Source organism: Terrabacter sp. P2_E3, assembly GCF_056403915.1.
This window is the reverse complement of sequence record NZ_JBFUEN010000019.1, coordinates 16,169-35,250: the sequence shown is the minus strand read 5'-3', so window position 1 is coordinate 35,250 and position 19,082 is coordinate 16,169. Positions and strand designations below refer to the sequence as shown.

Annotated in this window: 16 protein-coding genes and 1 riboswitch; of the genes, 8 read left to right on the top strand and 8 right to left on the bottom strand. The window is 72.3% G+C overall.

The window, feature by feature from the left end; all coding sequences use genetic code 11:
* Positions 1 to 40 precede the first annotated feature (40 nt).
* From AC1DW8_RS20120 to AC1DW8_RS20110, 3 genes are all read left to right on the top strand, one after another.
* Entirely contained in the window at positions 41 to 1,138 is a 1,098-nt protein-coding gene (locus AC1DW8_RS20120; RefSeq protein WP_478095646.1) for an SDR family NAD(P)-dependent oxidoreductase, read from the top strand.
* Positions 1,135 to 2,316, top strand: a complete 1,182-nt coding sequence (locus AC1DW8_RS20115; protein ID WP_478095645.1) for a DegT/DnrJ/EryC1/StrS family aminotransferase — start codon at positions 1,135 to 1,137, stop codon at positions 2,314 to 2,316. The genes AC1DW8_RS20120 and AC1DW8_RS20115 overlap by 4 nt, the downstream gene beginning before the upstream one ends.
* A 62-nt stretch (positions 2,317 to 2,378) precedes the next feature.
* Positions 2,379 to 4,265 carry a Na+/H+ antiporter gene (locus AC1DW8_RS20110; RefSeq protein WP_056773206.1) on the top strand — a complete coding sequence of 629 codons (1,887 nt, stop codon included), beginning with the start codon at positions 2,379 to 2,381 and terminating at the stop codon, positions 4,263 to 4,265.
* 13 nt (positions 4,266 to 4,278) lie between these two features.
* Here the strand turns inward: AC1DW8_RS20110 and recQ are convergent, their stop codons facing one another.
* Genes recQ through AC1DW8_RS20095 form a run of 3 tightly spaced genes read right to left on the bottom strand, consistent with a single transcriptional unit; the run spans position 4,279 to position 8,689 of the window.
* The gene (recQ, locus tag AC1DW8_RS20105; RefSeq protein ID WP_478095644.1) at positions 4,279 to 6,234 is read right to left on the bottom strand and encodes a DNA helicase RecQ; all 1,956 of its coding nucleotides are present in this window, start codon (positions 6,232 to 6,234) and stop codon (positions 4,279 to 4,281) included.
* Between the two features lie 35 nt (positions 6,235 to 6,269).
* Positions 6,270 to 7,328: an LD-carboxypeptidase gene (locus AC1DW8_RS20100; protein WP_478095643.1), complete on the bottom strand. Its 1,059-nt coding sequence runs from the start codon at positions 7,326 to 7,328 to the stop codon at positions 6,270 to 6,272.
* Between the two features lie 44 nt (positions 7,329 to 7,372).
* Positions 7,373 to 8,689: a bifunctional o-acetylhomoserine/o-acetylserine sulfhydrylase gene (locus tag AC1DW8_RS20095; protein WP_478095642.1), complete on the bottom strand. Its 1,317-nt coding sequence runs from the start codon at positions 8,687 to 8,689 to the stop codon at positions 7,373 to 7,375.
* Between the two features lie 89 nt (positions 8,690 to 8,778).
* Positions 8,779 to 8,898: riboswitch (SAM riboswitch) on the bottom strand.
* A gap of 439 nt (positions 8,899 to 9,337) precedes the next feature.
* Between AC1DW8_RS20095 and AC1DW8_RS20090 the strand changes: the two genes are divergently transcribed.
* Positions 9,338 to 10,840 (top strand): HNH endonuclease signature motif containing protein, encoded by a 1,503-nt coding sequence (locus AC1DW8_RS20090; RefSeq protein ID WP_478095641.1) that lies wholly within the window; start codon positions 9,338 to 9,340, stop codon positions 10,838 to 10,840.
* A gap of 43 nt (positions 10,841 to 10,883) precedes the next feature.
* Here the strand turns inward: AC1DW8_RS20090 and AC1DW8_RS20085 are convergent, their stop codons facing one another.
* Together AC1DW8_RS20085 and AC1DW8_RS20080 are read right to left on the bottom strand one after the other, a co-directional pair.
* Positions 10,884 to 11,240: a TfoX/Sxy family protein gene (locus AC1DW8_RS20085; RefSeq protein ID WP_478095640.1), complete on the bottom strand. Its 357-nt coding sequence runs from the start codon at positions 11,238 to 11,240 to the stop codon at positions 10,884 to 10,886.
* A 4-nt stretch (positions 11,241 to 11,244) separates the two neighbouring features.
* The gene (locus AC1DW8_RS20080) at positions 11,245 to 11,595 is read right to left on the bottom strand and encodes a TfoX/Sxy family protein (RefSeq protein WP_478095677.1); all 351 of its coding nucleotides are present in this window, start codon (positions 11,593 to 11,595) and stop codon (positions 11,245 to 11,247) included.
* A 190-nt stretch (positions 11,596 to 11,785) separates the two neighbouring features.
* Between AC1DW8_RS20080 and AC1DW8_RS20075 the strand changes: the two genes are divergently transcribed.
* Together AC1DW8_RS20075 and AC1DW8_RS20070 are read left to right on the top strand one after the other, a co-directional pair.
* Positions 11,786 to 12,517, top strand: a complete 732-nt coding sequence (locus AC1DW8_RS20075; protein WP_056778739.1) for a GAF domain-containing protein — start codon at positions 11,786 to 11,788, stop codon at positions 12,515 to 12,517.
* Positions 12,514 to 13,224, top strand: coding sequence for a GAF and ANTAR domain-containing protein (locus AC1DW8_RS20070; RefSeq protein WP_056778742.1), 711 nt, complete (start codon positions 12,514 to 12,516; stop codon positions 13,222 to 13,224). Before AC1DW8_RS20075 ends, AC1DW8_RS20070 begins: the two co-directional genes overlap by 4 nt.
* On the opposite strand, the gene AC1DW8_RS20065 is transcribed toward AC1DW8_RS20070, so the two are convergent.
* Together AC1DW8_RS20065 and AC1DW8_RS20060 are read right to left on the bottom strand one after the other, a co-directional pair.
* On the bottom strand, positions 13,190 to 14,644 hold the full coding sequence (locus tag AC1DW8_RS20065) for an MFS transporter (protein ID WP_478095639.1): 1,455 nt from the start codon (positions 14,642 to 14,644) through the stop codon (positions 13,190 to 13,192). The genes AC1DW8_RS20070 and AC1DW8_RS20065 overlap by 35 nt on opposite strands.
* A 31-nt stretch (positions 14,645 to 14,675) precedes the next feature.
* Positions 14,676 to 16,001 (bottom strand): M20/M25/M40 family metallo-hydrolase, encoded by a 1,326-nt coding sequence (locus AC1DW8_RS20060; protein ID WP_478095638.1) that lies wholly within the window; start codon positions 15,999 to 16,001, stop codon positions 14,676 to 14,678.
* Positions 16,002 to 16,029: 28 nt separating this feature from the next.
* Here AC1DW8_RS20060 and AC1DW8_RS20055 point away from each other — a divergent pair, with 28 nt between their 5' ends.
* Positions 16,030 to 17,637, top strand: coding sequence for an LLM class flavin-dependent oxidoreductase (locus AC1DW8_RS20055; RefSeq protein WP_478095637.1), 1,608 nt, complete (start codon positions 16,030 to 16,032; stop codon positions 17,635 to 17,637).
* Positions 17,638 to 17,654: 17 nt separating this feature from the next.
* On the opposite strand, the gene AC1DW8_RS20050 is transcribed toward AC1DW8_RS20055, so the two are convergent.
* On the bottom strand, positions 17,655 to 18,215 hold the full coding sequence (locus tag AC1DW8_RS20050) for a type 1 glutamine amidotransferase domain-containing protein (RefSeq protein ID WP_478095636.1): 561 nt from the start codon (positions 18,213 to 18,215) through the stop codon (positions 17,655 to 17,657).
* Positions 18,216 to 18,339: 124 nt separating this feature from the next.
* Here AC1DW8_RS20050 and AC1DW8_RS20045 point away from each other — a divergent pair, with 124 nt between their 5' ends.
* Positions 18,340 to 19,059, top strand: a complete 720-nt coding sequence (locus AC1DW8_RS20045) for an MBL fold metallo-hydrolase (protein WP_478095635.1) — start codon at positions 18,340 to 18,342, stop codon at positions 19,057 to 19,059.
* Positions 19,060 to 19,082 lie beyond the last annotated feature (23 nt).

Sequence of the window (19,082 nt, the reverse complement as noted above, 5' to 3'; positions counted from 1 at the left end):
CACGGTCACTGCTGACGTGGCAGACGGCATACGAGCACCCATGGACGACGAAAAGGCAGCTGTGACAACACTTTCCGCTCAGAGCACGACCGGTGAGATCCCCGACATCGAGCTGACCGCGCGACCTGTCGAGGGCTCGGTCGCCGGCAAGACCGTCCTCGTCACGGGCTCCGACGGCTTCATCGGGTCGCACGTCGTCGAGCGGCTGCTCGCCGACGGGGCGCACGTGCGCGCCTTCTGCCTCTACAACTCCAACGGCTCGACGGGGTGGCTCGACGAGTCCGACACCTTCCGGGCCGCGGTCCGCGACGGCCAGGCCGAGGTCGTCCTCGGCGACATCCGCGACCCCGAGCACGTCATGGCGACGACCGAGGGCGTCGACGTCGTGCTCCACCTCGCGGCGCTCATCGCGATCCCCTTCTCCTACGTGGCTCCCCGCTCCTACGTCGAGACCAATGTCATCGGCACGCTCAACGTGCTCGAGGCCGTCCGTCGCCACGGCACGCCGCGGATGGTCAACACGTCGACCTCCGAGGTCTACGGCACGCCCGAGTCGGTGCCGATCACCGAGGCGCACCCGCTGCGCGGCCAGTCGCCCTACTCGGCGACGAAGATCTCGGCCGACAAGATGTGCGAGTCGTACGCGCTGTCCTTCGAGACGCCGGTGACGACGCTGCGCCCGTTCAACACGTTCGGGCCCCGCCAGTCGACGCGCGCCGTCATCCCGACCGTCCTGTCGCAGCTGCTCGCCGGTGCGAGCCAGGTCAAGCTCGGCGACGTCACGCCGAAGCGCGACTTCACCTTCGTCGCCGACACGGCCGACGGCTTCGTCCGCGCGGCTCTGGCCGACGTCGCGCCCGGCACGACGATCCAGCTCGGCACCGGGCGCACCGTCTCCGTCGGCGACGTCGTCGAGCTGTGCCGCAAGGTCACCGGCAGCGACGCCGAGATCGTCACCGAGAGCGATCGCATCCGCCCCGGGGGGTCCGAGGTGCAGATCCTGCTGTCCGACCCGTCGCTCGCCAACGAGGTGCTCGGCTGGGCGCCCACCGTGTCGCTCGAGGAGGGCCTCGCCGCCACCGCCGAGTGGCTGCGGCCGCGCGTCGACCCCGAGACGGCCGGCCGGTACCACCGGTGACCACGACCGGCGAGGCGCACGCGCCCGGAGCGCGCGGGCCCGAGGGCACGATCCCGCTCGCGGTCCCCAACATCGGCGAGCTCGAGCGCCGCTACGTCCTCGAGGCCGTCGAGTCGGGCTTCGTCTCGTCCGTCGGACCCTTCGTCTCGGAGTTCGAGCGGCGCTTCGCCGAGCGGGTCGGGTCGAAGCACGCCATCGCGTGCGCGACCGGCACGGCCGCGATCCACATCGGCCTGCTCCTGCTCGGGGTCGGTCGCGACGACGACGTCGTCTGCTCCGACTTCACGTTCGTCGGCTCGGTCAACCCGATCGCCTACTGCGGCGCGCGGCCCGTCCTCGTCGACGCCGAGTGGACGACGTGGAACATCGACCCTGCCCTGCTCGCGGCCGAGCTCGACCGCCGCGCTGCCGCGGGGGAGGCGCAGCCCAAGGTCGTCGAGATCGTCCACGTGCTGGGGCAGCCCGCCGGCATGGGACCGCTCATGGACGCCTGCGACCGGCACGGCATACCCGTGCTCGAAGACGCCGCGGAGTCGCTCGGAGCGACGTGGACGTCCGGTCCCTACGCCGGGCGGCACACCGGCACCGTCGGCCGCATCGGCTGCTTCTCGTTCAACGGCAACAAGATCGCGACGACCGGCGGTGGCGGCATGATCGTCACCGACGACGACGACCTCGCCGCGCGCGCCCGTCACCTCACGACCCAGGCGAAGGTGCCCGACGTCGGCTACCTCCACGACGAGGTCGGCTACAACTACCGGCTCACCAACATCGCTGCCGGGCTCGGGCTCGCCCAGCTCGAGCGGCTCGACGAGTTCGTCTCCGCCAAGCACCGCATCGCGGCCCGCTACGACGCGGCCTTCGCCGACCTCCCGCTCGTCCTGCCGCCGCGGGTCGAGGGCCTCGACGCGACGTACTGGCTCTACTCGGTCCTCGTGCCCGAGGCCGACGGGCGCGGTCGTGACGAGTTCCTCGACCACCTCAACAGGCTCGGGGTCGGGGCGCGCGCGCTGTGGCGGCCGCTGCACGACCAGCCGCCGTTCCTGTCGGCGCCCCTCGTGGGTGGCGCTGTCGGTGACGGCCTCTTCGCCCGAGGCCTCTCGCTGCCCTGCGCGACCGAGCTGACCGACGCCGACCAGGACCGCGTCATCGCGGCGGTGCGCTCCTTCTTCGTCTAGGCCTGCTTCACCCGGGCCGGACGGCCGACGCACCGCGCCACGGGGTGGGGCAGGATGTCGTCGTGGAGATCGCCATCGGGCTGCTCGCGATCGCAGCCACCGTCCTCGGGGGGTCCTGGCTCGCCGACCGCTTCGACCTGCCGCCGCCGCTCGTCCTCATCGTCATCGGCATCCTCGGGTCCTACCTGCCGTTCGTGCCCGAGGTGGCCCTGAGCCCCGAGGTCGTGCTGCTCGGCATCCTCCCGCCCCTGCTGTACGCCGCCGCGATCCAGACGTCGCTCGTGGACTTCCGCAACAACCGGGGCGTCATCCTCAGCCTGTCCGTCGGGCTCGTGCTCTTCACGGCCCTCGGGGTGGCGCTCTTCCTGCAGTGGGTGCTCGGCCTCGAGTTCGGGGTCGCCTTCGCCATCGGCGCCGTCGTCGCTCCGCCCGACGCGGTCGCGGCCACGGCCGTGGGCCGCCGCATCGGGCTCCCACGCCGGCTCGTGTCCATCCTCGAGGGGGAGTCGCTCGTCAACGACGCCACGGCCCTCGTCTCCCTCCGGACGGCGCTGGCCGCGGCGGGTCTTGCGTCGGGGGTCTCGTCCGGCGGGGTGTCCTTCGGTGGCGTCGTGCTCGACTTCGCCTGGGCGTCGGTCGGGGGCATCGCGATCGGCGTCGTCGTCTCGCTCGTCGTGTCGGTGCTGCGCCGGCACTTCTCGACCGAGCCGGCCTTCGACACGGTGCTGTCGTTCATGGTGCCGTTCGCGGCCTACGTCCCGGCGGAGGAGCTGCACGCCTCGGGCGTCATCGCCGTCGTGACGGCCGGTCTCGTCCTCGGCCACAAGTCGCCGCGCACCCAGACCGGCGCCTCGCGCCTCAGCGAGCGCATCAACTGGACCTCGATCCAGTTCCTCCTCGAGAACGCCGTCTTCCTCCTCATCGGGCTGCAGGTCTTCTACGTCATCGCCGACGTCCGAACCTCGAGCCTGTCCGCCGGGCAGATCACGCTGGCCGCGGTCGGCACGCTCGTCGCCGTGCTCGTCCTGCGGCCGCTCTGGATCGTGCCGTTCCGCTTCCTCAGCACGCGGGTGTTCCGCATCGAGGCCCACGCTCCGTGGACGCACACCGTCGTCCTGTCGTGGGCCGGCATGCGAGGCGTGGTGACGCTCGCGGCCGCCCTGCTGCTGCCCCCGGAGACCCCGCACCAGAAGGTCCTCGTCCTCATCGCGGTCGTCGTCACGATCGGCACGTTGCTCATCCAGGGCACGACGCTGCCGGCCTTGGCCCGATGGCTCGACGTGCGCGGGCCCGACCCGCGCGAGGACGCGCTCCAGGCGGCCACCGTGCTGCAGGCCGCGACCCGGTCCGGCCTCGATGAGCTCGACCGGATGGAGGGCGTCGACGACGCGACGCGGGAGACGCTGCGGTCGCGGTCCGAGGACCGGCTCAACCAGATGTGGGAGCGGCTCGGGCCCCGCAGCGGCAACGACGACGAGACGCCGAGCGTCCGCTACCGACGCGCCCGGATGCAGATGCTGCAGGCGGAGCGCGACGAGGTGCTCCGGCTGCGCGACGAGGGGCGGGCCGACCACGTCGTGCTGCGCGTCGTCCTCAGCACGCTGGACCTCGAGGAGACCATGCTCGACCGCATCGACGACCAGGAGAGCCGCCTGGCAGAGAGTGAGATGTTGCCCGTGGACACGATCGAGGCTCCCTGCGAGCACCTCCAGGACACTGACTCGTGCGTCGAACCGCGCACGCCCGAGGGCTGCGAGGAGTGCCTGCGCGACGGCACGACGTGGGTGCACCTGCGCCTGTGCCTCCAGTGCGGGCACGTCGGCTGCTGCGACTCCTCCGAGATGAAGCACGCCACCGCGCACTTCCACGAGACGCAGCACCCCGTGATGCGCTCCATCGAGCCGGGTGAGGCCTGGCGCTGGTGCTTCGTCGACGAGGTCGTCGGCTGAGGCCGAGGATCGTTCAGCCGGTGTGCTCGGCCAACAGGGTCAGGAACGCGGCGCCGTACTTCTCGGCCTTGACCGGCCCGATGCCGTTGACCGTGAGCAGGTCGGCCGTGCTGCCCGGTCGGGCCTTCACCAGCTCCCAGAGCGTGCGGTCGGGCAGCACGACGTAGGCAGGCACGCCCTCGGCGTCGGCGATCGACCGCCGCTCGGTGCGCAGCAGCTCGAAGAGCGCCCGGTCGGCAGGGCTGGCCCCGGCTCCGGCTCCGGCCCCGGACCCTGACCCGGACCCGGTCGAGCGCGAGCCCGACGACGAACGGCTGCGTGCCGGCGCGGCCGAGAGCCGGCGCAGCTCGACCCTCTCCACGCCGTCGAGAATCGGACGGGCCGCCTCCGTGATGGTGAGGGCGCCCATCCGGCCCGGATCGGGGACGAGGACCGAGCGCGCGACGAGCTGGCGGATGACCGAGCGCCACTCCCGGTCGGCGAGGTCGCTGCCCACCCCGAAGGTCGGCAGCTGGTCGTGCTCCCAGCTCGCGACCTTGTCCGTGCGCTTGCCGAGCAGCACGTCGATGACGTGCCCCGCGCCGAAGCGCTGGCCCGTGCGGATCACGGCCGAGAGCACCTTCTGCGCGGGCACGGACGCGTCCCACAGCTGCGGCGGCTCCAGACAGGTGTCGCAGTTGCCGCAGTCGCCGGACTCCTCGTCGAAGTAGGCCAGCAGCAGACGCCGGCGGCACGAGGAGGCCTCGGCGTACCCGAGCATCGAGTCGAGCTTCATCGAGTCGACGCGCCGGTGCTCGGGACTGCCGTCGGACCGCATGATGAACGAGCGCTGCTGCACGACGTCGGCGAGGCCGTAGGCCATCCACGCCACCGCCGGCTCGCCGTCGCGGCCCGCCCGACCGGTCTCCTGGTAGTAGCCCTCGAGGCTCTTCGGGAGATCGACGTGCGCGACGAAGCGCACGTCGGGCTTGTCGATGCCCATGCCGAAGGCGATGGTCGCCACGACGATGACGCCCTCGTCACGACGGAACCGTTGCTGGGCGGCGGCCCTAGCCTCGTTGGGCAGGCCGGCGTGATAGGCGATGGCGTCGTAGCCCTGCTGGCGCAGGAGCGCCGAGATCTCGTCGGTGCGCTTGCGTGACTGGCAGTAGACGATGCCGGCGGAGCCGCGGAAGCCTGCGCCGTCGTTGCCGCTCTCGAGGAAACGCAGCAGCTGGGCGCGCGCGTCGCTCTTCTCCTCGACGATGTAGCGGATGTTGGGCCGGTCGAAGCTCGAGACGAACTCGGCCGCGCCGTCGAGGCGCAGCCGCTGGTGGATCTCGTTGCGGGTCAGCGCGTCGGCGGTGGCGGTCAGGGCGATGCGCGGCACCCCGGGGAACCGGCCGGTGACCTCGGCGATGCGGAGGTACTCCGGCCGGAAGTCGTGGCCCCACTGCGACACGCAGTGGGCCTCGTCGATGGCGAAGAGGGCGATGCCGGCGCCGGTGGCCGCGTCGTCGAGCAGACGCAGGAACGAGGGCATGAGCAGGCGCTCGGGCGCGACGTAGAGCAGGTCGAGGCGGCCCTCACGCACGTCGCGGCGGACGGCATCCGACTCCTCGGCGGACGAGGTGGAGTTCCAGAAGGCCGCTCGCACGCCGAGCAGGCGCAGCGCCTCGACCTGGTCGTGCATGAGCGCGATGAGCGGCGAGACGACGATGCCGACGCCGGGCCGCACGAGCGCGGGCAGCTGGTAGCACAGGGACTTGCCGCCGCCGGTGGGCATGAGCACGACCGTGTCGTGACCCGCCACGACGCGGTCGACGATCTCCTGCTGGGCCCCGCGGAACGAGGTGAAGCCGAAGACGTCGTGCAGGACGCGACCTGCGGCCCCCTCGTCGTGCGGGCCCTCGTCCGCGGCGACGGGTGCCTCGACCGTCACCTCGGCGTCGCCGACCTCGAGCTCGGACCCGACCAGCTGCTTCTCCATGACCCGGCGAGCGTACCTGCCACCGCCGACCGGCCTCAGGCGAGCCGCTGCGTGACCGTGTGGGTGTCGCCGTCGTGGACGACCGTCGTCATGGCGCCCTGCACGAGCGCGAGGAACGGCGCGACGTGGCCGCACTCGACGTCGGCGACGATCGGCACGCCGAGCATCCCCAGGGCGTCGACGACGGCTGCGTGCTGCGTGAAGCCGTGCGGCTCTGGCGCGCTGGTCCGGGACACGAGGATGCCGTTCGCGGCGTCGAACCAACCACGCAGGCGCATCGCGTGCAGGGCACGGCAGATGTCGTAGGAGTTCCACTCGGCGATGTCGAGGAGCACGACGGTGCCGTCGGGCGCGTGGTCGCGCGCGAAGGCACCGATGTCCGCGAAGCGGCCGCCCGCGAGGAAGCTCACCGTCTCGACGCACCCCGCGACGAGCCTCCCGGAGAACGTGACGGGTGCGTCCTCGTGGCCCGGATCGATGCGGGTCCACGTCCCTCGGCCCTCGAGGGTCATCTCGGACACCGTCGGGTTGCCGGCGTAGTCGTCCCAGCCGCCGGCACGGTGCCGCCCGGGGGAGTGCTGCCGCAGCTCGTCCCCGGCCGCGGCGCCCGCCACGTCGACCCAGTGGAGTATGCCGTCCGGCACGGCATACGGGGTGTCCATGAGGTTCTGCCCGTGGATCGTCGCGATGCCGGTCGTGAGGGTGAGGGGGGTCAGCCACGTCGAGGTGTCGGAGAAGCCGACGCACCACGTCGGCTCGGCAGCGGCGACCGCATCGAGATCGAGCAGGTCGAGCAGGTCGATGCCCGTCTCGCCGCCCCACGGCGGGACGACCGCCCGGATGCTCGCGTCGAGGAGCATCTCCATGAGCTCGGCCGCGCGGGCCTCGCGAGGCCCGCTCACGTGGCTCGGCGCGTGGTTGAGCTCACCCACGACGACGTCGAAGCCACGGTCGCGGAGGCACTGGACGGCATACGCGAACCGTCGCCAGAGCTCGTCGGAGACGCCGGAGCTCGGCGAGGTCACGCCGATCCGGTCGCCGGGGCGCAGTGGGGCGGGGTAGCGGATCGGCATGGCTGCCATCGTGCCAGCCATGCCGATCCGCTTCAGCCCGGTTTCGGGCGGGTCGGTCGGTGGCGTCAGGCCTTGGCGGCCGTGAAGCCCTGCTCGAGGTCGGCGACGATGTCGTCGATGTGCTCGATGCCGACCGAGAGGCGCACGAGGCCCGGCGTCACGCCGGCAGCGAGGCGGTCCTCGTCGGGGCCCTGGGAGTGCGTCGTCGAGGCCGGGTGGATGACGAGCGAGCGGACGTCGCCGATGTTCGCGACGTGGCTGTGCAGGGTCAGCGCCTCGACGAACTTCTTGCCCGCCTCGAGGCCACCGGCGATCTCGAACGAGAGCACGGCGCCGGCGCCACGCGGCGTGTACTTCTCCGCGAGAGCGTGGAACGGGCTGTCCGGCAAGGACGCCCACACGACCTTCTCGACCTGGTCGTGACCCTGGAGAAAGGCAGCGACCTGGTGGGCGTTCTCGAGGTGGCGCTCGATGCGCAGCGACAGCGTCTCGATGCCCTGGGCGATGAGGAACGCGTTGAAGGGCGACGCGGCCGGGCCGAGGTCGCGCAGCAGCTGGACGCGGGCCTTGAGGATGAAGGCGAGGTTGGCGCCGAGCGGGCTGCCGACGCCGAGGTCGCGGGCGAAGACGAGCCCGTGGTAGCTCTCCTCGGGCGTGTTGTAGTTGGGGAACTTCTCCGGGTCGGCGCCGAAGTCGAAGTTGCCGGCGTCGACGATGACGCCGGCGATCGAGGTGCCGTGACCGCCGAGGTACTTCGTCGCCGAGTGAACGACGATGTCGGCGCCCCACTCGATCGGGCGGATGAGGTAGGGCGTCGCGAGGGTGTTGTCGACGACGAGCGGCACGCCGTGCTCGTGCGCGAGGGCCGCGACGGCCTCGATGTCGAGGATCTCGCTCTTGGGGTTGGCGATGGTCTCGCCGAAGAGGAGCTTGGTGTTGGGGCGGATCGCCGCGCGCCACGAGTCGATCGACGTCGGGTCCTCGACGAAGCCGACCTCGATGCCGAACTTCGGCAGCGTGTGCTTGAAGAGGTTGAACGTCCCGCCGTAGAGGCTGGGGGAGACGACGACGTGGTCGCCCGCCTCGGCGATGTTGAGCACGGCGAGCGTCTCGGCGGCCTGGCCCGAGGCCACGAGGAGGGCGCCGACGCCCCCCTCGAGTGCCGCGATCCGCTGCTCGACGACGTCGGTCGTCGGGTTCATCAGACGGGTGTAGATGTTGCCGAACTCCTTGAGCCCGAAGAGGTTCGCGGCGTGGTCGGTGTCGTTGAAGACGTAGCTCGTCGTCTGGTAGATCGGCAGCGCGCGGGCCCCCGTGGCACTGTCGGGGGCCTGGCCGGCGTGGATCTGCTTGGTCTCGAAGGACCAGTTGGGCTCGGTCATCGGTCGTCCTGCTCTTCCTGGGTCGTGTCGCTGACCGGGTCCCGTGTCACCGGGCCCCGTGCACCGACGGGTCGGTGCGGGAGAGAGGCTCTCCGCGCTTGCCCGAGCGCCGGGTGGCGTCGACGGGCCAGGTCTTCACCCGGGGCACCCCACCGCGGTTGGAGGGTTGCCGGCCAGCGAGCCGGGGCTTGTCGCTGGCGCTCATGACCTACCGGCGAGTGTACGTATGCGTGTCCGCCACGTGGGAGGGCGTGTCCTCATCGTGGACGGGCCCTTTCCGACGAGGGCCTCAGACCGGCGTAGGGCCGGGTCGAATCAGACGGGATGGCTTGCAGGGCAGAGCGGTTCGTTGTCCACAGGGGATCGTCCACCTCTTGAAAGTCGTTCGAACACCTGTTCTGCTTGATGCATCGAAGGATCACCGAGAGGAGGCTCACCGTGCCGTACACGCCGTCACCGGTGGAGTCCTCCGGTGTGCCGGGGGGTGGGTGCTGGACGACTCTGCGAGTGGCGTGGACGGGCGACCGTGGCCGGCTGTCCCGGTCGCTGGGACCGGTGCTGGAGCGCTGGCGCGCCGATGCCGCACTCGCCTCTGTTCCGGGTGCTGCGGTGGCCTGCGGAAAGGGGCGCACCGGTGATGCTGCCCGGGTGACGGCCGGTGAGCGCGCGGCTGCAGCGGTGGCGTTGGAGGGGTTGGCGCGGGCCGGGGAGCGGGTGCTGGCCGAGATCGAGGCGCTCGAGGTCGCCAAGGCGCGCCTCGAGGCCGACCTGCTCGCCGCGTACGGCGCGCTGGCCGGCATCGAGGCCCAACAGGTCGACGCCCTCCCGGYCGGGGCCGTCGCCCGGGTGTCCGCGCGGGTCTCGCCCGAGCGGGTCGTCACCGAGGAGATCGCCCTCGCGACCGGGGTCGGCGCCGGGGAGGTCGCCCGCCGGCTGGCGCTGGCCACCGAACCCCGCCGGCACCGGGTCGTCCTCGGTGCGCTGCGCGCCGGTCGGCTGTCGCTGCACCGGGCGCTGCAGGTCGTCTCCGACACCGCCCAGCTCCCGGACGCGGACGTCACGTCGGTCGCGCAGGCGGTGCTCGCCCCGTCCCGGGACGGGCAGCCAGTCCCGCAACGCACCTTCACCGCCCGCCTGCGACGGGCGGTCGCGTCGGTCGATGCCCGCGGCGCCCAGGAACGGCACGCGCACGCCAGGGCCCGGCGCGGGGTGTTCGGCCGGCTCACCGACGACGGGATGGGCTGGCTGACCGTGACCACCGACGCCGCGAGCGTCGCTGCCGTCATGGACCGCCTCGACACCACCGCCCGGGGGCTGCGCGGCGCGGGCGATGCCCGCAGCCTCGACCAGCTCCGCGCCGACCTCGCCACCGACGCCCTGCTGCACCGACCGGGCCACCCCGGGGCAGCACTCCCTGCCGCGCCCGGACCCGCCGTCGATGCGGCACTGGGCGCAGCATCCGGGAACGCCGTCGACCCGGCGCCCCGGGAGGCGTCCCGAACCGCGTCCGGAACCGCGTCCAGCACGGCATCCGGAGCCATGCCCGGGACCATCCCGGGTGAGGCGGCGGCGCTGGCGTGGATCGTCGTGCCGTTCGAGGTCGCCACCGGCGAGGCCGACACCGCCTGCGAGGTCCCCGGCCACGGCTGGGTCACCGCCACCCACGCCCGCGAGATCATCACCCGCCCCGGATCCGTCTGGGCCACCCTGCCCGTCGACCTGCCCACCGGCCGCGCCCTGTCCCGCCCGACCCGCAGCTACCGCCCGACGCGCGCCATGGTCGAGCACGTCCAGGCTGTCGACGGGGTCTGCCGCGGACCCGACTGCCACGTCCCGGCCACCCGCTGCGACCTCGACCACGAGACCCCCTGGCCCACCGGACCCACCCGCGTCGGCAACCTCCACGCCAAACACCGCCTCCACCACAACCTCAAGACCGACGGCATCTGGACCTCCACCCCGACCCCCGACGACGGCCTCACCTGGACCACCCTCACCGGCCGCACCTACACCACCCACCCCAAGAACTGGCGCGACGGCCTAGCCCCACCGGCAGGACGGGGCAGCCCCACCACGTCAACCGATCACCCACCGTCGCAGGGCGATTCAGGCCATCGCCACCTCGGCGCGCACGACCCACCACCCTTCTGAGTGGGCCGCGCCGCGTCAGGAACGCAGGGTCAGGAAGGCAGGGTCAGGAATGCAGGGTCGCGACATGGTCACGCGCCCGCGTGAGCCAGACGTGGCGTTCAGCGGACGGCATGCCTGCGGGGAGGCTGCGGTACGCCGTCATCCGCCGGCTGCCCATCGTCAGGACCTCCGAGCCGGGCAGGGTCTCGAGCTCGGCCCGAGCATCCGGGTCGAGCTTCACCCCGATGACGTCGTCCAGCGCGACGGCGAAGACGTGCCCGTCGACAAGCGCGGCAAGGGTGCCGAACATCGGGCGCAGCTCGACCACGGAATCGTCACCGAGGAGCGCGCGCAGCTCCGAGCGAGTGGCCGACTCGGCATCGCCGGCATCGCCGGAGTGCCTGAAGTCGCTGGAGGCCACCGGGCTACTTCTTCGGCTTCTTGACCTTGGGCGGGAGCGTCGCGACGTGGTCGCGGGCGCGGTCGACCCACGTGGTCAGGGCAGCGTCGTCGAGGTCAGGAGGCAGCGAGAGGTAGCCACCCATGGGCCGCCCGGCCGGACCGAACGGTCCGCTGCCCGGCAGCGCCCTCAGCTCCTCGAGCCCGGCCGGATCGAGCTTGACCCCGACGTCCTCGCCGAAGAGCCCGGCGAACATGTTGCCGTTGACGAAGGCCCCGAGGCTGCCGAACATCGGCTTGACCTCGACACCGGGCCCTTCGCTGACGAGACCGCGGAAGTGGGCCTTGGCCTCGTCGCCGTGCTTCGGCATGTCCATGGCTCCCATGACACCACCACCGGGGCCGCGCCGCCGCTGCTTCGGGGAGTGAGATGCGCTGACAGCGGGCGCGTAGAGTTCAGGAGTGGTCGCGGCAGGAGCCTGACCACCACCCCCTCAGAGGAGCGTCTCACCGTGCGTGACACGCCAGGGCACGCCACGGAGTCCAGCCCGGCAAGGCTGGCCTCCGATGACGGATGAGTACGTCGGTCCCGACCCCCGCCACCGCGCCGCCATGCTCGCGGCCCTGACGCGGGGCATCGCGCGCGACGTCGACCGCCTCCCCCTGCCGGCCCGCCTGTGCAACGCCTTCGTCGACGTCTTCGGCGGCGCCGGCGCCGCGATCACGCTGGGCTACCACCAGCCCGACCGCCTGACGCTCTGCGCGACCGACCCCACGGCCGCGCGGCTCGACGGACTCCAGGAGGTCCTGGGCGAGGGCCCCGGGTGGGACGCCTTCACCTCGCGCCGTGTCGTGACCGCCGACCTGCGACAGCCCACGCCGTGGGAGCACTTCTCGGCGACGGCGCGTCAGGAGCTGGGCGAGCTCTGGGTCTGTGCCGCACCGATGCGACCCGACGACCGCTCCCTCGGTGTCGTCATCGTCTACGACGAGTCGCCCGAGGCCGTGGCGGGAGACCCCGTCGTGGCCCAGTTCCTCGCCGACGCCGTGGGTGCCGCCCTGCTCGGCCACAACGCACTGCTCACCGACGACGTCGGGCCGTGGGTCGTCCGCCAGCAGGTGCACCAGGCCGTCGGGATGGTCGTCGCGCAGCTGGGGGTCACACCGGTGGACGCCATGGCGGTCATCCGGGCCCACGCCTACGCGCAGGACACGACCGTAGAGGCGATCGCAGCGCTCGTGCTCGACCGTACTCTCGACTTCACCGACACGGGCCCGACGACCAAGGACCCCGCATGAACCCGAAATCGACCAGCCAGGTCCTCGCCGAGGCCACGGCCGCCATGGTCGACAGCCACGACGTCACCGACCTGCTGACGCGCCTGCTGCGCGACGGCTCGTCCTCCCTCGGCGTCGATGCGATGGGTCTCATCGTGCAGGCGCCGGACGACTCCCTCGAGCTGCTCGTGTCGACGTCGCACGGGGTGGCCGAGCTCGAGGCCCTGCAGGTGGGTCAGGACGAGGGCCCGTGCGTCGAGTGCCATCGGTCGGCCGCTCCGGTCGTCGCCCTCGGAGGGAGCGTCATCCAGCTGCGCTGGCCGATCGCGGGTGAGGCGATCGTGCGGGCCGGCTTCGCCGCGGTGCACGCCTTCCCCCTCCTGTGGCACGGCCGCGCCCTCGGCGCCCTCAACGTCTTCACCCGCAGCGATGCCGCGCTCGACGACGCGCAGTGCGAGATGGCCCAGGCGTTCACCGACATGTCGACGATCGTCATCCTGCAGAGCCAGTCGGTCGACCAGCGCCGGATCACCGAGTCCCTGCGCGAGGCCCTCCTCGGGCGGGTCGTCATCGAGCAGGCCAAGGGGGCCCTCGCACACCTGGAGGGGATCGACATGGCGACGGCCTATGAGCTGCTCATCACCGAGGCGGAGCAGCGTGGCGCGCCCGTCACCCAGGTGGCCGGTGACGTGCTCAGCCGGGCGCAGAGACAGCGGACCGGTCGCTGACCGGTCGCACGACGGCCAGGAACACCGCTGCGACGAGGGCTGTGACACCGCAGATCGCCCACACCGTGAGGTAGCCGGAGAGTGACGCGTGGGCGGTCGCCTCTGCGTCGACCGTGCCCGTCGAGGCGAGCGCGATCGCGAAGACGCTCGAGGCGAACGCTCCGCCGATCGTCTTGGTCGTGTTCGTCATCCCCGTCGTCAGGCCGGTGTGGGTCGGTGGCGCCTGCGCGGCCGCGGCCGTGGGCAGCCCCGCGACGAGCGCTCCGGACCCGAGCCCCGCGATGACCATGTTCGTCATCGTCTGGGCGAGGGTGTCGTGGAAGGGCAGGAAGAGCAGGTAGCCGACCGCGACGAGGAGCGCCGCCACGACCATGGCCACCCGTGTCCCCGTCCGGTGCGCGAGCAGGTGGAGCAGCAGGGCCCCGACGGCGAGCGACAGGACGTAGCCGCCGATGATGATCGACACCTTGCCCGCCGAGGCACCGAGGCCGTAGCCGGTGACGGCCGGGTCGGTGCGCGCGAAGGTCGACAGCGGGATCTGCGCGCCGAGCACCGAGACGCCGAAGAGGAAGGCCGTCGCCTGGACGGGCCACTGGCCACGCGCCCCGAGGATGCGCAGGTCCACGAGCGGCTCCGGGTGGGCGAGCTCGGCCCGTGCGAACGGCACGAAGGCGGCAGCGCCGAGCAGGACGAGCACCCACGGCCACGGGCTCCCCGGCCCGAGGACGCGCAGCATGACGAGGCCACCCATGACGAGGCCGAGGGCGAGGGTGATGAGCCAGAAGCCGCGCCAGTCGACGGTGCCGTGGGCGAGCACGGGAGACTCCTCGACGCCGAACCAGATCGCGACGAGAGCCAGGGTCACGACGACGGCCGGCAGCGCGAGCAGGGCGGTCATGCCGAGCGACTCGGCGAGGGCGCCACTCGTCAGGGCGCCGGCGATGACCCCGAGCTCGAGCCCGGCCACGAGCAGTCCCGCTGCACCGCGCACGCGTCGCTCGGAGCCGCCGGTGCGGCGGTGGATGATCGCGACCTCCATCGGCAGCCACACGACGTAGAAGCCCTGGATCGCCCACGCCACGAGGAAGAGACCGAAGGTCGGCGCGAAGGCGACGCCCCACGAGGCCACCGCCGTGACGACCGTCGAGAGCAGGAGCACCTTGCGGTGCCCGATGAGGTCGCCGAGCCGCGCGAGGAGCGGCACGACGAGCGCCGACACGATGAGCTGGGCGGCCTCGAACCAGTTGACGTCGGCGTCCTTGATCGACAGGTGCCGGGCGATGTCGGTGAAGATCGGGGTGTAGTAGCCCTGCAGCACGCCGCTCGCGAGCTCGACGCAGATGAGGAAGCCGACGACCTTGGTGATCGGGCTGCGGGCCACGGCCCGGACGGCGTCGGAGACGGCCGTGCTGTCTGACATGCGGATCTCGTTCTCTCTCAGGCTGACTCGACTAGAGCTGTTCGATGAGGCGGCGGTACCACGCGATGCCGTCGTGAAGGTCCGCGACGCCGATGCGCTCGTCGACACCATGGATCGAGGCCCGCTGGGCATCGGTCATCCGGAACGGCGTGAAGCGGTAGACGCGCGGCCAGACACGGTGGAAGTGGCGTGAGTCGGTGGCCGCGAGCATGACGTACGGCACCGCCACCGTCCCGGGGAACACCTCCACCACCGTCGACTCGAGGAGGGCATATGCCGTGTCGTCCGTCGGCGACACCGGGCTCGGCTCGTCGCCGCTGACCAGCGTCACCTCGACGTGGGGGTCCTTGACCGTGCGGCGGATCCGCTCGATGGCGCCGTCGACGGTCTCGCCCACCATGACCCGCATGTTGACGTGGGCGCGGGCGGTCGCGGCGATGACGTTGGCGCCCGGCGAGCCGGAGAGCTGCGTGACGGCGACGGTCGTCCGGGTCAGCGCCGCGGTCTCGTGCCCCAGCCGCGGGAGCACCCGGGCGAGCACGGGGCGCAGCCGGCGCGCGTTGCCGAAGACGGCGGCATACGGCATGCGGGCGTGGGTGCCGGCGCGTTCGAGCATGTCGACGGTGGCGTCCGGCAGGTGGCTGGGGAACGGCTTGCGCTCGAGGCGCAGGATGGCGCGGGCGAGCCGGCTCGTCGCCCCCATCCGGCGGGGCGCGGAGGCGTGGCCGCCGTCGCCGCGGGCCGTGAGGTCGACGTCGACCGTGCCCTTCTCGGAGACCCCGATGACGGCCATCGGTGCAGCGACCCCCGGCAGCGCCCCTTGGACGATGGCGCCGCCCTCGTCGATGACGAACCACGGCTCGACGCCTCGCTCGCGCAGGATCGTCACGGCGTCCTTGGCGGCCCGCCCCGACACCTCCTCGTTGCAGCCGAACGAGAGCCACACGTCCCGACCGGGAGTGAGGCCCTCGGCGATGAGGTCCTCGACCGCCTGACAGGTCGCGACGAGCGACCCCTTGCAGTCGAGCGCCCCACGGCCCCAGACGTGCCCGTCGGCGACCTCTCCCGCAAACGGTGGGTGCGTCCACACCGACGCGTCGTCGACGGGGACGACGTCGAGGTGCGCCATGAGCACGACCGGCGCCTCCCGCGTACGGCCCGGCCAGCGCACGAGCAGGGCATCGCCGCTGATGCGCTCGACCTCGCACGCGGCGTGCAGCCGAGGGAAGCGCTCGCGCAGCTCGGCGAGGAGCGCCTCGAACACGGCCCGGTCCTCGCGCGCCGGGTCCCAGTCGGAGACCGTCGGGATGCGGATCAGCGCCCGCAGCGCCTCGACGGCAGCGTCGTCCCCGTTCATGGCCCGGAGCGTATGCCACCCTGACCGCATGGACTACCTGCACGACCTCCACTTCGGGGTGTTCGCGAGCCCGGACGCGTCCCGGGTGCACGAGACGCTCGAGCTGGCGCAGCTCGCCGACGTCGTGGGCCTCGACCTCTTCACGGTGCAGGACCACCCCTACAACGCCAAGCACCTCGACACCTCCACGCTGCTCACGACGGTCGCGGCGCGCACGAGCTCGATCCGCGTCGCGGCCAACGTCGCCAACCTGCCGCTCCGGCCTCCGGTCGGGCTCGCCAAGCACATCGCGACCCTCGACGTCATCAGCGGCGGCCGTGCCGAGCTCGGTCTCGGCACCGGCGCCTTCTGGGACGCGATCGCCGCGGCCGGCGGCGAGCGCCGCACTCCCGCGGAGGCCGTCGACGCGCTCGTCGAGGCGATCCGGATCATCCGCGGCGTCTGGGGCCAGGACCCCGACCAGCCGGGCGCGCGGTCGGTCACCGTTCCTGGCGAGCACTACTCGGTGACGGGGATGCACGCCGGCCCCTTCCCGGTGCACCCCGTCGAGATCTGGCTCGGTGCCTACAAGCCGCGCATGCTGCGGGTCACCGGGCGCCTCGCCGACGGGTGGCTGCCGAGCATGGGCTACGCCGACCCCGAGGCCCTCCCGGGGATGAACGCCGTCATCGACGAGGCCGCCGACCGGGCCGGTCGCGGCCCGCAGGCGATCCGCCGGATGTACAACGTCGTCGGCTCGTTCGGCACGGGCGGTGGCTTCCTCCGGGGCACGGCCGACGACTGGGCCGAGCAGCTGGCGGCTCTCGCCCTGGCTGACGGGATGAGCACGTTCGTCCTCGGCACCGACGACCCCGACGTCGTGAGGCGGTATGCCGCCGAGGTCGCCCCAGCCGTGCGTGACCTCGTCGACGCCGAACGTGCCCGCCGTGCCGGCGGCGCCGGCGGCGCCGGCGGCGTTGGCGGCGTCGGTGCGGCCGAGCCCTCGGCCCCGCCTGCCTCAGCGACACCGATCGGCGGCGCGCCGCTGACCGTCCGCGCGACACCGGACGAGGGGGTCCGGCTCAGCCCCACGCTCCCCTGGCGGGAGGACGACCGTCCCGTGACCGCCAAGCCCGAGCACGCGGCATACTCCGCCGCCGAGCAGGCCGTGCCGCAGCACCTCGTCGACGTGCACGACCACCTGCGGGGCGAGCTGGCCCACCTGCGCGACATCGTCGGTCAGGTGCGCCGCGGCGCGATGTCGACCGGGGCCGCGCGGTCGGTGATCAACACCATGGCGATGCGGCAGAACAACTGGACGCTCGGCGCCTACTGCGAGACGTACTGCCGCCTCGTGACGGGGCACCACACGCTCGAGGACCGGAGCATCTTCGTGCACCTCCGGGGCGCCGAGCCCGACCTCGGCCCGGTCATCGACCGGCTCGAGGAGGAGCACCACGTCATCTCGGACGTGCTCGAGCAGGTCGACGACGCCCTCGTCGGGCTCGTCGGGAGCGAGTCCTACGGCCGGGCCGGCCAGGACGCGCTGGACGAGATCCAGCGCGCCCTCGACCTGCTCACCGACACGCTCCTGTCACACCTCGCCTACGAGGAGCGCGAGCTGCTCCACCCGCTGGCCCGCCACGGGTTCGGCTGAGCCCCCGGGCTGGGCCCTCAGGCGGAGGGTGCGGCCGTGGCGGCAGCCGAGCCGTGCTCGAGCGCCTCGACGACGGCGCCGCAGAAGTCGGGCAGGTCGTCGGGGTTGCGGCTCGTGATGAGGTTGCCGTCGACGACGAGCGACTCGTCGGTCCACTCGCCACCGGCGTTGCGGATGTCGGTCTGCAGGCTCGGCCAGGACGTGAGGCGGCGGCCCTTGACGACGTCGGCCTCGATGAGGGTCCACGGCGCGTGGCAGATCGCGGCGACGGGACGACCCGAGGCGACGAAGTCGCGCACGAGCGACACGGCGTCGGCGTGCGTGCGCAGGTTGTCGGGGTTGGCGACGCCGCCGGGCAGCACGAGCGCGTCGAAGTCCTCGGCCCTGGCGTCGGCGACCGTGACGTCCACGGCCTTGGTGTCCGCCTTGTCGAGGTGGTTGAACATCTGCACCTCGCCGGCCTCCGGGCTGACGACGACGGCCTCGTGCCCGGCGTCGGTGACCGCCTTCCACGGCTCGGTCAGCTCCACCTGCTCGATGCCCTCGCTCGCGACGAGGAATGCGACTCGCTTGGCCATGTGGCCCTCCTTTGCTCTGGGTGGCGTCGACCGCCACCCTCGGCTCCTACCCGCAGCGCGGTCGCCTCTCACCCGACGTTCGACAGCCCGGGCGCGCGGCACCGGTCGCCGTTAGGGTCGGCCCATGGCCAAGGACCTCGTGGTTCCCCTCGCGCCGAACGTCTGGCGCATCCCGCTCGTGCGCGACCTCGTCAACGGTTTCATCCTGCGCGACGACGACGGCCAGGTGACGCTCGTCGACATGGGACTGTCGAGCTCGGGACCCAAGGTCATCGCGGCCCTGGGCGCCATCGGGGCGGCCCCCGCCGACGTCACCCGGCTGCTGCTGACCCACGCCCACCCGGACCACGCGGGCGGGGCGGCACACGTGGCCCGCGAGACGGGACGCGGCTTCACGATCCACCACGACGACGCGGCATACGCCGTCGAGGGGTCCTCGCCGCCGCGTGACCGCACCTTCCTGCTCGGTCGCCTCTTCGACCGCTTCTCCCGGCCCGGCCGCGACTTCGAGCCGCTCACCGTCGAGCGCGAGATGACCGACGGTGAGGTGCTCCCGATCGCCGGCGGCCTCCGGGTCGTGCACACTCCCGGGCACTCCCCCGGGCACGTGTCACTGCTCCACGAGGAGTCGCGCACGCTCATCACGGGCGACGCGATCTTCAACGTCATGGGTCTGCGCTGGCCCGTCAAGGCCTTCTGCACCGACTTCCGCATGACCCAGCAGACCGCTCACCTGCTCGGCGAGCTCGACTACGACGTCGCTGCGTTCACGCACGGCACCGAGCTGCGCGACCGGCCGCGCGAGGCCATCCGCACCTTCCTCGGGAGGCACCGCCCGTCCTGACGCGACGGGCCACATGATCCACA

Coding starts and splice junctions, on each gene's coding strand:
- AC1DW8_RS20045 (WP_478095635.1), top strand. CDS start 18,340: ATGGCCAAGGACCTCGTGGTTCCCCTCGCGCCGAACGTCTGGCGCATC.
- AC1DW8_RS20070 (WP_056778742.1), top strand. CDS start 12,514: ATGAACCCGAAATCGACCAGCCAGGTCCTCGCCGAGGCCACGGCCGCC.
- AC1DW8_RS20080 (WP_478095677.1), bottom strand. CDS start 11,595: ATGGACATGCCGAAGCACGGCGACGAGGCCAAGGCCCACTTCCGCGGT.
- AC1DW8_RS20100 (WP_478095643.1), bottom strand. CDS start 7,328: ATGGCTGGCACGATGGCAGCCATGCCGATCCGCTACCCCGCCCCACTG.
- AC1DW8_RS20065 (WP_478095639.1), bottom strand. CDS start 14,644: ATGTCAGACAGCACGGCCGTCTCCGACGCCGTCCGGGCCGTGGCCCGC.
- recQ (WP_478095644.1), bottom strand. CDS start 6,234: ATGGAGAAGCAGCTGGTCGGGTCCGAGCTCGAGGTCGGCGACGCCGAG.
- AC1DW8_RS20055 (WP_478095637.1), top strand. CDS start 16,030: ATGGACTACCTGCACGACCTCCACTTCGGGGTGTTCGCGAGCCCGGAC.
- AC1DW8_RS20075 (WP_056778739.1), top strand. CDS start 11,786: ATGACGGATGAGTACGTCGGTCCCGACCCCCGCCACCGCGCCGCCATG.
- AC1DW8_RS20095 (WP_478095642.1), bottom strand. CDS start 8,689: ATGACCGAGCCCAACTGGTCCTTCGAGACCAAGCAGATCCACGCCGGC.
- AC1DW8_RS20050 (WP_478095636.1), bottom strand. CDS start 18,215: ATGGCCAAGCGAGTCGCATTCCTCGTCGCGAGCGAGGGCATCGAGCAG.
- AC1DW8_RS20060 (WP_478095638.1), bottom strand. CDS start 16,001: ATGAACGGGGACGACGCTGCCGTCGAGGCGCTGCGGGCGCTGATCCGC.
- AC1DW8_RS20120 (WP_478095646.1), top strand. CDS start 41: ATGGACGACGAAAAGGCAGCTGTGACAACACTTTCCGCTCAGAGCACG.